11 protein-coding genes and 1 pseudogene are annotated in these 11,589 nt (G+C 68.2%); 4 read left to right on the top strand and 8 right to left on the bottom strand.

What is annotated here, in order from left to right:
• Positions 1 to 231 precede the first annotated feature (231 nt).
• The gene (gene tnpA, locus ACH4EW_RS25445; protein ID WP_398260585.1) at positions 232 to 648 is read right to left on the bottom strand and encodes an IS200/IS605 family transposase; all 417 of its coding nucleotides are present in this window, start codon (positions 646 to 648) and stop codon (positions 232 to 234) included.
• Positions 649 to 673: 25 nt separating this feature from the next.
• On the opposite strand from tnpA, the pseudogene ACH4EW_RS25440 reads away from it, so the two are divergent.
• Both ACH4EW_RS25440 and ACH4EW_RS25435 read left to right on the top strand, forming a co-directional pair.
• Positions 674 to 1,922, top strand: a pseudogene (locus tag ACH4EW_RS25440) (RNA-guided endonuclease InsQ/TnpB family protein).
• A gap of 220 nt (positions 1,923 to 2,142) precedes the next feature.
• Positions 2,143 to 2,979 carry an aldo/keto reductase gene (locus ACH4EW_RS25435; RefSeq protein WP_398260583.1) on the top strand — a complete coding sequence of 279 codons (837 nt, stop codon included), beginning with the start codon at positions 2,143 to 2,145 and terminating at the stop codon, positions 2,977 to 2,979.
• A gap of 490 nt (positions 2,980 to 3,469) precedes the next feature.
• Here the strand turns inward: ACH4EW_RS25435 and ACH4EW_RS25430 are convergent, their stop codons facing one another.
• From ACH4EW_RS25430 to ACH4EW_RS25420, 3 genes are all read right to left on the bottom strand, one after another.
• A complete protein-coding gene (locus ACH4EW_RS25430; RefSeq protein ID WP_398260581.1) occupies positions 3,470 to 4,090 on the bottom strand; it encodes a hypothetical protein in 621 nt (206 codons plus the stop codon).
• Between the two features lie 541 nt (positions 4,091 to 4,631).
• Complete coding sequence (locus ACH4EW_RS25425) at positions 4,632 to 5,810, bottom strand: acyl-CoA dehydrogenase family protein (protein ID WP_398260579.1); 1,179 nt, start codon at positions 5,808 to 5,810, stop codon at positions 4,632 to 4,634.
• Positions 5,811 to 5,889: 79 nt separating this feature from the next.
• A complete protein-coding gene (locus ACH4EW_RS25420; protein WP_398260577.1) occupies positions 5,890 to 6,636 on the bottom strand; it encodes a CoA transferase in 747 nt (248 codons plus the stop codon).
• A 148-nt stretch (positions 6,637 to 6,784) separates the two neighbouring features.
• Between ACH4EW_RS25420 and ACH4EW_RS25415 the strand changes: the two genes are divergently transcribed.
• Positions 6,785 to 7,015: a hypothetical protein gene (locus ACH4EW_RS25415; protein WP_398260575.1), complete on the top strand. Its 231-nt coding sequence runs from the start codon at positions 6,785 to 6,787 to the stop codon at positions 7,013 to 7,015.
• A 103-nt stretch (positions 7,016 to 7,118) separates the two neighbouring features.
• Here the strand turns inward: ACH4EW_RS25415 and ACH4EW_RS25410 are convergent, their stop codons facing one another.
• The 3 genes from ACH4EW_RS25410 to ACH4EW_RS25400 form a co-directional block, all read right to left on the bottom strand.
• The gene (locus ACH4EW_RS25410; protein WP_398260573.1) at positions 7,119 to 8,423 is read right to left on the bottom strand and encodes an RNA-guided endonuclease InsQ/TnpB family protein; all 1,305 of its coding nucleotides are present in this window, start codon (positions 8,421 to 8,423) and stop codon (positions 7,119 to 7,121) included.
• Positions 8,424 to 8,642: 219 nt separating this feature from the next.
• Entirely contained in the window at positions 8,643 to 9,074 is a 432-nt protein-coding gene (locus tag ACH4EW_RS25405) for a PucR family transcriptional regulator ligand-binding domain-containing protein (protein ID WP_398260571.1), read from the bottom strand.
• 198 nt (positions 9,075 to 9,272) lie between these two features.
• The gene (locus tag ACH4EW_RS25400; protein ID WP_398260569.1) at positions 9,273 to 9,578 is read right to left on the bottom strand and encodes a 4a-hydroxytetrahydrobiopterin dehydratase; all 306 of its coding nucleotides are present in this window, start codon (positions 9,576 to 9,578) and stop codon (positions 9,273 to 9,275) included.
• Between the two features lie 77 nt (positions 9,579 to 9,655).
• Between ACH4EW_RS25400 and ACH4EW_RS25395 the strand changes: the two genes are divergently transcribed.
• The gene (locus tag ACH4EW_RS25395; protein ID WP_398260567.1) at positions 9,656 to 10,528 is read left to right on the top strand and encodes a helix-turn-helix domain-containing protein; all 873 of its coding nucleotides are present in this window, start codon (positions 9,656 to 9,658) and stop codon (positions 10,526 to 10,528) included.
• A 163-nt stretch (positions 10,529 to 10,691) separates the two neighbouring features.
• On the opposite strand, the gene secF is transcribed toward ACH4EW_RS25395, so the two are convergent.
• Positions 10,692 to 11,589 (bottom strand): protein translocase subunit SecF (secF, locus tag ACH4EW_RS25390; protein WP_398260565.1); only part of this gene is annotated, 898 nt, incomplete at its 5' end.

The raw sequence follows: 11,589 nt of genomic DNA, 5'->3' as shown, positions 1-11,589 counted from the left end.
GACCGGCACCCCACTCGGCGGAACCCGCACCTCCCGCCTCGAAGCCCTCATGCTCGCGGCCTGACAGCCCGGCTTACGCCTTTCTCAGCAGAGTCCTTCAGGCCGGTGGTGAAGCGAATCTTTCGTTGTGCCACGGAGTGGCGCAGTCTCTTGCCCTGCGGAGCAGGGTGCTGTTCCTGGGCGCGGGGCGTGAAGCGGTGATGGCCTTCCGGGGGAGTCGGGGTGTGCTGGTCAGGCGGGCCGGTTCTGCTGCTCGATGTACTGCTTGACGGTGCTCAGAGGTGCGCCGCCGGCGGTGCCGGCGAAGTAGGAGCCGGCCCAGAGCTTGTTGGCTCGCCAGTAGTGCGGGGTGAGGTCGTCGAACTCCTGGCGCAGGCGCCGTGAGGAGACTCCCTTGAGGGAGTTGACGAGTTTGGTCACGGCGACCTTGGGCGGGAAGTTCACCTGCAGGTGTACGTGGTTGTCCTCGCCGTTGAACTCCACGAGCTCGCACTCGAAGTCCGTGCAGACCGCTCGCATGATCTCCTCCATGCGCCGAAGATGGACGTCCCCGAACACCTTGTGGCGAAACTTGGTCACAAAGACCAAATGGACGTGCATCACGAAAGTGCAGTGGCGGCCAGTACGGATGTTCTCCATGTCAGGCATAACCCAAGTATGTAGGATGCCGGTCATGCGGCTTCGGTACGCCTTCAGGCTGTACCCGGAGCCCGGCCAACGCGTCGCGCTGGCGAGGGCGTTCGGGTGCGCGCGCGTCGTCTTCAACGACGCGGTGCGCACCCGTGAGGACGCCCGCAAGGCCGGGTTGCCCTACCCGGGCGCCGCTGATCTGTCGCAGCGGCTGATCACCCGGGCCAAGCAGACTCCGGAACGTGCCTGGCTGACCGAGGTCTCCTCGGTTGTCCTGCAACAGGCGCTGCGGGATGTGGAGGCCGCGTACAAGAACTTCTTCGCCTCCCTGAAGGGCGAGCGCAAGGGCCCGAAGACGGGTGCCCCGCGCTTCAGATCGCGCAAGGACCGCAGGCAGTCGATCCGGTTCACGGCGAATGCCCGCTGGAAGATCACCGATGGCGGGAAACTGCTGCTGCCGAAGATCGGCGAGATCAAGGTCAAGTGGTCCCGGAGCCTGCCGGTGGTGCCGTCGAGTGTGACGGTGATCCTGGATGCGGCGGGCCGGTACTTCGCGTCCTTCGTCGTCGAGACCGATCCTGACACGGACCGGGAGCGCTGGGAGGGGCCGGCACCCGATGCCGCGATCGGCATCGATCTGGGGCTCACGCACTTCGCGGTCCTCTCCGACGGCACGAAAATCGACTCCCCGCGGTTTCTGCGCCGGGCGGAGAAGAAGCTGAAAAAGGCCCAGCGGGACCTGTCCCGCAAGCAGAAGGGTTCGAATGAACCGGGAGAAGGCCCGCACGAAGGTCGCCCGCGCCCACGCCGCCGTAGCCGATGCGCGCAAAGAGTTCCACCATCAGTTGTCCACGAAGCTGATCCGCGAGAATCAAGCGATCGCGGTGGAGAACCTGGCGGTATCGGGACTCGCGCGCACGAGGCTGGCGAAGAGCGTGCACGACGCGGGCTGGTCGCAGTTCGTCAACATGCTGGAGTACAAGGCCGAACGGTTCGGGCGGACGTTCGTGAAGATCGACCGGTTCGAGCCCACCAGCCAGATCTGCTCCACCTGCGGCCACCTCGACGGTCCCAAACCCCTGGATGTGCGGGAGTGGACGTGTCCCGCGTGCGGCACCCATCACGACCGGGACCACAACGCCGCACAGAACGTGAAAGCGGCCGCCGGACTGGCGGTATCGGCCTGCGGAGCGCGGGTAAGACCAGAACCTGTTCTGGCGCAGCGCAAAGAAACAGGAAGCCACGGAATCGCCTACCCCAATCGTGCCGCACAGCGGCACAGCGACAGGTAGGGACGGCCAGAATCCTCGGGCTTCAGCCCGAAGAGCATGTCAAGTGATCGAGATGCGGAACAACAGCTTTGTCCGCGCCGTCCGGTTCGCCTCCGTTGTTGTCGCAGTTGGTGGTGGAGAGCCAGACGATACGGCGAACGCCGGGCCGGCGGGGAATGCATGGCACTCCTTCATTGTTGATGACGAGAGTCCCAACCGACGACGTAAGGATCGACCGCTCGTGAGCAAGGTCCCCTCCATCACCCTCAACAACGGCGTCGAGATGCCACAGCTCGGTTTCGGTGTCTGGCAGGTGCCGGACGACGAGGCCGCGAAGGCGGTCGCGACGGCCATCGAGTCCGGGTACCGGAGCATCGACACCGCCGCGATCTACGAGAACGAGGAAGGCACGGGCAGGGCCGTCGCAGCCTCCGGTGTCGCCCGCGAGGAGCTCTTCGTCACGACGAAGCTGTGGAACGCCGACCAGGGGTACGACTCCACTCTGCGCGCCTTCGACACCTCGCTCGACAAGCTGGGTCTGGACTATGTCGATCTGTATCTGATCCACTGGCCGGTGCCGGCCAAGGACGCGTACATCGAGACGTACAAGGCCTTCGAGAAGATCTACTCCGACGGCCGCGCGAAGGCCATCGGTGTCTCGAACTTCCTGCCCGAGCACCTGGAGCGCCTGCTCGGCGAGACGTCCGTGGTCCCGGTGATCAACCAGATCGAGCTCCACCCGCAGCTCCAGCAGGCCGAGTCGCGCGCCTTCCACGCCAAGCACGGCATCGCGACCGAGGCCTGGTCCCCGCTGGGCCAGGGCAAGGGTCTCCTGGAAGTCCCGACGGTCGTCGCCATCGCCCGGAAGCACGGCCGCACGCCGGCCCAGGTGGTGCTCCGCTGGCACATCCAGACCGGCAATGTGGTGATCCCGAAGTCCGTGACGCCGTCCCGGATCGTGGAGAACCTTGATGTGTTCGACTTCGAGCTGGAAGCCGACGACCTGGCCGCGTTCGCCGCACTGGACGAGGGCAAGCGTCTCGGCCCGAATCCGGGCGGGTTCAATCTCGGCGCCTGAACCGTGCCACTGCACCGTCGAAGTACAGGCAGCACGGCGGACGGTGCCCGCTACCGGCGGTGGGAGGCCGCCGACTCCCCCGGCCAGTGGTGGAGGTTGAAACCGGTGCCCGACACCCACATGGGCTAACGGCCAAGCCTTTCTGTTCGGATTCGATCGTCGGCCCGGCAGGACCATCGGTTACCCGGCTCCGGGCCTGGCCGGGATCCCGGCGGCCGGGACGTGGGCGGCGTCTGCCGCGCCGGCGCCACGTGTTGTGTCGCCCCGGCCGCCGGGCCCTGCCAACGGCTCGGAGGCCGCGTGCGACGCGACTGTTCCGGGCGGGTTGGCAGCACCTCGCCGTCCGGCTCTAGTATGGCGAGGCAGTACAGACTGGAACCCCGGCCCGATTCCGGCGGGCCGGGGTTCTGCGTCAGGCGGGTGACTCGGCCACCAGCCGTTTCAGTGGTGTTCGATTACCGGCCATCGTGATGGTGCGCGATCACCGGTCTCAGTAGTCGCCGCCGAAGTCGTCGCCGAAGTCGCCCTTCTCGAAGCCACCGCCGTGGTGACGCTCGATCACTCGGAAGCTGCCGACGACGCCGTTCTTGACCTTCACACCGCCCTTGACACGGCCGGGGTGGACGCCGTCGCTGGAGCTCCAGGGACCGACGACGGCCAGCGGGGCACCGTTGTCGCAGGTCGCCCCACGGAAGACCTCGACGGTCCGACGGCTGTCGTTGCGGATGTTGAGGCTCTTGGAACCGAGACCACTGACCACCGTGATGCAGCCGGTCTCCCTGGCACTGAAGGTGCGCTCGTTGATGTGGATGCGGCCCTCGAAGTGGCGCCGCTCGCGGCGCTCCCCGCGCTCCTCACCCCGCTCCTCGCCCCGCTCGCCACCCTTCTCGTAGCCCTTGCCCTCGTTGCCCTTGCCCTCGTTACCCTTGCCCTCGTTGCCTCCGCCGGATTCGCCGCCCGTGACGGCCTGAACGGGGGCGACGGCCTGCTGGACGACCGGGGCAGCCTGGGCCGGCTCGGAGGAGGCGGCCGAGGCGTAGGTGATGCCGGTGGCGGCCAGTGCCGCGGCGGCCGCGCAAGCGGCTGTAACGACGGTTGATCGCGTAACCATGTCACTTCTCCTGTCTCAGAGAGGTCGACCGAGTAGCCGACCCGTGATTGAACGTACTTACGGTCCCGATAGCTGTCATATCGGACACGTTGAAGGGTCGGCGCCGGGGCGCCGATCGGGGTACACGAGCCACCCGAATGCCATTTCCGGATAATCAGACAAGATGCCAATCACCCTTATTTATGGGCGAATTGATGCGGCATTAGCCTGTCCAGGCGACTTACTGATGCCCGGTCACCCCTTGCGGCGGCGTGTCTTTATTGACACGGCTCGGGGAGGAGCCGTACACCATCGTCCTGAATACCCGTCATCCGCGGCCAGACCTCTTCTGACCTGCAGTGACGCACCGGTGGAGCGCCTCGAAGAGTGCTGCCCGGGTTGCCGGGTGCCCGTGGGCCGCAGGTGAGCGCTCATTCCACGGCGACGTCGGCCGTATCCGATGCTCCCTCTGGGCCTGCTCCGGCTGAGGTGCGGGGACGGGCAATGCCCGGCCGGTGAGAGAAACCGGCCGGGCACAGGGAGCGTCATGGTGCCGCGTGGGTCAGCGGTAGGCCGCCTGCCCGGTGAGGGCGTGGCCGACGGCCAAGGTGTGGATCTCGCTGGTCCCCTCGTACGTCAGGACCGATTCGAGGTTGTTGGCGTGCCGCAGGGGCGAGTACTCCAGCGAGATGCCGTTGGCGCCGAGTACGGTCCGGCATTCGCGGGCGATGGACAGGGCCTCGCGTACGTTGTTGAGCTTGCCGACGCTGATCTGCTCCGGCCGCAGCGTCTCCCGTTCCTTGAGACGTCCCAGATGCACCGCGAGCAGGGCGGCGTTGCCGAGCGACAGCGCCATGTCGGCCAGCTTGCGCTGGGTGAGCTGGAAGGCGCTGATCGGCTTGCCGAACTGGATGCGCGAATCGGCGTAGTCGAGCGCCGCCTGCAGGCAGTCACGCCCGGCGCCGACCGCGCCGAACAGGATCCCGAACCTGGCCTCGTTCAGGCAGGACAGCGGGCCGCGCAGTCCCCGGACCCCGGGCAGGAGGGCCGAGCCGGGCAGGCGGACGTCCTCGAAGTGCAGTTCGGAGGTGACCGACGCACGCAGCGACATCTTCTGCTTGATGTCGCTGGTGGTGAAGCCGGGGGTGCCGCGCGGGACGAGGAAGCCCCGTACCCCGTCCTCGGTCTGCGCCCACACGGTGGCGACATCGGCGATACCGCCGTTGGTGATCCACATCTTGGAGCCGTTCAGGATCCAGTCGCTGCCGTCGCGGACGGCCCGGGTGCGCAGGTCGGCCGGGTTGCTGCCGAAGTCCGGCTCGGTCAGCCCGAAACAGCCGATCGCTTCACCTGCGGCGAGCCGCGGCAGCCACTCCTGCTTCTGTTCCTCCGATCCCCACTTCCCTATCGAGAACATCGAGAGAGATCCCTGGACGGACACGAAGCTGCGCAGGGCCGAGTCGGCCGCCTCCAGCTCCAGACAGGCGAGTCCGTAGCTGACCGCGCCCGTGCCCGCGCAGCCGTAGCCGTCCAGGTGCATGCCGAGGACACCGAGTTTGCCGAGTTCGGGGGCCAGTTCGCGGGCGAAGTGTGCGTCCTCGAACCACTGGCCGATGTGCGGACGGACCCGCTCGGTGAGGAACCGGGCGACGGTGGCCTGGATCTCGCGCTCCTCGTCGGTGAGCAGGGAGGCGATGTCCAGCAGGTCGAGCGGGTCCTTGAGGCGCTTGGCCGGGGGCATGGAGTGACTCCTTGGGTACGTGCTGTTGCTGGTACGGATCGAAATGGGTGCGGTGTGCGGAGGCGGGCCGGCCGGGCGGTCAGCTGTCCAGCCAGCGCCTGAGGTCCTCGGTGTGCTCGCCGAGCCGCGGCGGGCGCCGCTGGTAACGCGGCGGGGTACGGGACAGCCCGATGGGGTTGGCCACCAGGCGCATGGGGGCGTCGGGGTCCGCGTCGGCCGGTGTGACCCGGGGGGACAGGCCCAGACGTTCGGCGAGATCGAAGGCACCTGCGAGGTCATTGACCGGACCGCAGGGCACCCCGAGCGGGGTGAGCAGGTCGAACCACTCGGCGGCGGTACGCAGGGCGAGCCGCGCGGAGATCTCCTCCGCCAGCGCATCGACGTGCGCGACCCGGTCCGCGTTCGAGATGAACCTGGGATCGGCGGCGAGCTCCTCCGCGCCCAGGCCGAGGCAAAGAGCGAGGAACTGCCGGTCGTTGCCGACGGCGACGACCAGCGGCCCGTCCGCAGCCCGGTACACCTCGTACGGAGCTATGGACGGGTGGCGGTTGCCGAGGACGCCCGGTACCTCGCCGGCCAGGGTGTACCCACCCGCCTGGTTGACCATGCTCGACAGCAGTGAGGAAAGCAGATTCACCTCGACGTGCTGGCCCTCGCCGGTCGCGTCGCGGTGACGCAGCGCCGCCAGGACCCCCACGGCCGCGTGCAGGCCGGTCAGTACGTCGACCAGTGCCACGCCCGTCTTGACGGGGTACGGGGCGGCCAGCACCCGCCCGAAGTCGGCGACCACGACACCGGACAAGGGTCCGGCAACGGAGGCGTTCACCGGGTCACCGTCCGCGAGCCGCGGACGTACACCGTGGTGTGCTGCATGGGCCTTCCTCTCGATACGCGTCCTTGCGCGAGGCGACTTGTCGCGTGCCGGGCCGGTGGCGGCCGGGATCACGAAGCCCATGGGTGTTACTCAGCCCGGCATGGGGCCTTGGCCTCAGCCGGGCCTCCGCGCCGTCGGTGAGCGCACGGGCCTGCACCGCCCCGTCGCCCGGCAGAAGCAGCACCGCGCACCCGTCGTGAACGGTGCCGAACCGGGGCAGACCCCGCTCTGCGAGAACGCTGCCCGCAGCGTTCAGCGCCCGCCGGGGGCTGCCACCGCGCAGCACGAGCACGCTGATTCCGTCCCGCACCGGGAACCTGGCCTCGGTTAGATGGCCGCGGGCCGTGGGCGCGGACACCGTCCCGTCCAGGAGCATGCGCAGGAAGAGGCCGTTGACGTGGTGCCCCGGGCGGCGCCGCGCAGCGCGGCACGGGTCATCCGGAGCTGGATCCGGGAAGCGTGCACGACCCCCTCTTGACGTGCTCCCTGGCCTGAAGTCCAGGGATTCCGGCCTGGGCCGCGCGACCCTTCCGGGGGCTTCCTGCTTCAACGCACTGTGCCGGGACTTTCGCCCTGGTCCTACCGGCGCTCTGCGAGGCGTTTAGCGTCTCCGCCCGTCCGGCGGCGACGATACGACGTCCTTCGAACAGGACGTTGCGGGCTGCGTTGTGGTCACGGTCATGCACGGCCCCACACTCCTTGCACGTCCACTCTCTGACGTGCAGGGGCTTGGGACCGTCCCTGAATCCGCAGGCCGAACAGACCTGGGAGGACGGGAAAGCACGCCCCACCTTGACGAACGTGCGGCCGTGCTTGACCGCCTTGTACTCCAGCATGCCCACGAACGCGGACCACCCCGCGTCGTACACGGACTTGGCGAGCCGGGTACGGCCGAGACCGGACACCGCGAGATCTTCCACATACACCGCTTGGCTGTCGCGAATGATCTGCGTGGACACCTTGTGGTGCCAGTCCCGGCGCCGGTCCGCGACCTTGGCATGCTGGCGTGCGACCTTGATACGGGCCTTGGCCCGGTTCTTCGACCCCTTGGCCTTGCGGGACAGCTCCCGCTGAAGACGCCTGAGTTTCTTCTCCGCCCTGCGCAGGAAGCGCGGGCTGTCGATCTTCCGGCCGTCGGACAGGACCGCGAAGGCGGACAGACCGAGGTCGATACCCGACTCCGTCTCCACCTCGGGAAGGATGTCCGGCTCGGTGTCCACCACGAAGCTGAGGAAGTACCGCCCCGAGCTGTCCTTGGTGACGGTCAGGGACGTAGGCGCGGCCGGAAGCCGACGCGACCATTTCACCTTGAGATCGCCGACCTTGGCCACATACACCGTGCCGTTCTCCTTCACGGAGAAGGCGTTGGTGTTGAGGCGGATCGACTGCCGGGTGTCCTTCTTCGACTTGTACCGGGGCGCCCCGACCTTCCGGCCCTGCCGCTTTCCCTTCAAACTGTCGAAAAAGTTCCTGTAGGCGGTGTCGAGATCCCGAAGGGACTGCTGCAGAACGACCGCCGACACATCGGCAAGCCAAGCCCGTTCCTCGGTGCGCTTGGCCTCGGTGATACGAAGCCGGGACAACTGGGCCGACGTCACATACGGCAGCCCCGCCGCGTGCGCTTCCTTCCGGTCACGCAAGCAGTCGTTCCACACCACCCGAGCGCACCCGAACGCCCGGTCCAGCGCACGGCACTGGGAGGCATCCGGATAAGCCCGAAAGTTGTAACGAAGCTGCACAACCAAGACCCTACGACGCTTGGTCTCATGAATCAGGAGAACGACCACAGGCGCGGAGTTCACCGGCCACATCAACAGCGCCATCACGCACGAGGCTCTGTGGTCGCCTCATACTTCTAGACATCCTGCGGTGGAGCACCGCCAGCGATCGTCCGTCAGTACATCAAGCAGCAAAAACGCCCGCTCTGGACTGCAGGTCAGAGCAACCCTGAGACGCATTCATCCCCGGCGTGAACGCCGGGGCCTTCTGCAAGAGTCCCGGTAACTCTGCTCCGCCAGACGTTCCATCACGGCCTTGGTGATGGCGACGAAGGGTGTGGGCAGCGGTACTTCGAGCAACGGCAGTCCGGCCTCCTCGGCTGCCGCGACCACGGCGGCCGGGACCTGCGCATGGGACAGGCCTGTGCCGAACGCGACGGCGGCCACGCCGGCACCGGCCAGCCGTGCCACGTAGGCGCGTTGCCCCGCGGGTGTCCCGGGCAGCCTCAGGCCGGTGGTCAACAGCAGCTCGCCGCCGCTGAGCCAGGGGGTGGGGTCGGCCAGTTCGATGCTGTGCGCCCACACCACTTCGCGGTCGAGTGCACTGCGGCCCGCGAGCACGGTCAGCCCGAGCTCGCGGCGGCGGGTCAGCCAGGTCAGGGATACGCCCATGCGTTCGTCTCCCGCTCCCCGGTCCCCGCGCACCGGCCTGCCCGGTCCGCTGTGTCCCGGGAACCTAGCAGGTCAGCACGGGTCGCCCCGTCGGGCCAGGTGCACCGTACGAACCGTGAGCAGGAAGCTGCGGGTGCCCTGCGGGTCCGGATCCACCGATTCTTTGCCACCGCTCCAGCGGCGTGCCCGCCCATCCGGCTACCTCACCCCGTGCCCGGGGGCGATCGCCACCACCCGCGCGGCCAGGTTCAGATCATTCTCGGTGACCACACCACCCGCGTCGTGGGTGTTCACGGAAAGGGTGACGGTGTTGTATCCGAGCGTCAGATCGGAGTGGTGGTTCAGTTCGTCCTGGATCTGGGCGACATGCACGGTCAGCCCGAGAGCGGCGAAATGCGTGCGGAGCCGGTAGGTGCAGGTGATCCGGTCCCCCTCCAGCGACCAGCCGGGCAGGTCGCCCAGACGGTCCTCGATCTCCTGCTGCGACAGTGGTGCGGCGGGCATGCTGCGGCTCCCTCACAAGCGATCGGTGCCGGTCGGGCGGTGTCGGCCGGCGGTGCCGGTGACGTTACGGTCTGGGTATGACAACTGTCGCGCTTGACACGGGGGTAGGGCCGCTGCTGCGCAGCTGGCGGGAGCAGCGTCGGATCAGCCAGCTGGAGCTGGCGCTCCGCGCGGATTCCTCGGCCCGGCACATTTCCTTCATCGAGACGGGCCGCTCCCGTCCCAGCGAGGACATGGTCCTGCGGCTGGCCGAGCATCTGGACATCCCGGTCAGGGAACGCAACACCCTGCTGGTGGTGGCCGGTTACGCGCCCCGCTACGCGCAGACCGCGCTCGACGACCCGGCTCTGGGTGCGCTGCGCGAGGGGATGGAGCAGCTGCTCCAGGGGTACGACCCCTACCCGGCGCTCGTCGTCGACGGTATGTACAACGTGGTGGCGGCCAATCGGGGTATCCAGATGCTGCTGGAGGGCGTGGCCGGGCATCTGCTGGCCCCGCCGCTGAACGCCATGCGGCTTACTCTCCATCCGGAGGGCCTGGCCCCGCGCATCCGTAATCTTCGGGACTGGCGGGCCGATCTGCTGGCGCAGATGGAGCGTCAGATCGCCCTGGCCCGGTCTGCCCAGCTACGTGAGCTGTACGAGGAGGTCGCGGGCTATCCCGCACCGGAAGGTACTGACAGGGCGGCGGATGCCGAGACCGCCGGGAGCGACGGGGGCGCCGGGGGCACCGGGAGCCCTGTCGGGGAGAACGCGGGAGCGGGCGCCTCGTCGCCCCTGCCCTTCGCACTGCCCTTGCGTATCGAGCACGGCGGGCAGGTGCTCTCGTTCGTCGCCTCCATCGCGACGTTCAACACCCCGATGGATGTGACGGTGGCCGAGCTGGCCATCGAGACGTTCCTGCCCGCCGACCGGGCGACCGCCGACCATCTGCGGTCCCTCACTTTCTGACGGCCGGGCGGACCCAGGGGGCATCGGCACGTGCCGCGACGATCGTGGCGGTGCTCGCGACGGCCAGGACTGCCAGGACTGCACGAACATCAGCACATCGCCCCCGCCCCGGAAGGAAACCTGGGTTCCCGAGGGGGCGGGGGCGGCGTGCGTCCCGGAGCCGCTATACGCGTGCCCCGTTGTCGAGCGGATCCCGGCGCGCCGCCTTCGTGCCGGACCGGCGCCTGGGAGCGCGTTTCCGGGCGGGCGGCGGGGCCTTGCTGCTCCGTTCCAGGACGAGTGCGACGGGTACGGCGGTCATCACCGAGGAGTAGGTGCCGACGCAGATGCCGATCAGCAGGGCGAGCGCGAAGTCCGCGAGGGAGTCGGCGCCCAGCACCGCGAGTGCGGTCAGGATGAAGAGAGCGCCCATTCCGGTGTTGATCGTTCTGGGCACGGTCTGGAGAACGGCCCGGTTGGCGACAGTGGCGACGGGTACGCGCCGGGCCTTCGCCCAGATTTCCCGCACCCGGTCGAAGACCACCACCGAGTCGTTGACGGAGTATCCGATGACGGTGAGGAGTGCGGCCAGGAAGATGCCGTCGACGCTTCGGCCGAGCCAGGCGAAGGCGCCGACCAGGATGATGACGTCGTGGACCAGCGCCGCGACCGCGCCCACGGCGAACGTCCAGCGGAACCGGATCGCCAGATACGCCAGTTGCACGAGGACGGCGATGCAGAGTGCGATCAGGGCGTTGCGCCGGAGCTCGTCACCGAGGCTGGGACCGATGAGTTCGTCGCGGACCTTGGTGGTCTTGCCGCCCTCTTCCTCGAGGGCGGTACGCATGGCGTGTTCGCCTTCGTTGTCGAGATTTCCGGTGCGTACGGAAATGTCGCCCTCGCCCGCCGTGGTGACCTCTGCGTCGTCGAAGCCCGCGTCTGCCAGGGCTGTGCGAGCCTGCTCGACGTCGACGGGCCGGGGGGGGGGGGGGGGCGCCCGCCCCCCCCCCCGGGAGTAAGCAACCACCCAGTAAGCCCCCGACCCCCCTAACCGGGCGCCGGCCGCCCGGCGGGACCGAGGG

Source organism: Streptomyces sp. NPDC018000, assembly GCF_044328025.1.
In the GTDB taxonomy this organism is placed as follows: domain Bacteria; phylum Actinomycetota; class Actinomycetes; order Streptomycetales; family Streptomycetaceae; genus Streptomyces.
This window is presented reverse-complemented; position numbering and strand designations above follow the sequence as displayed.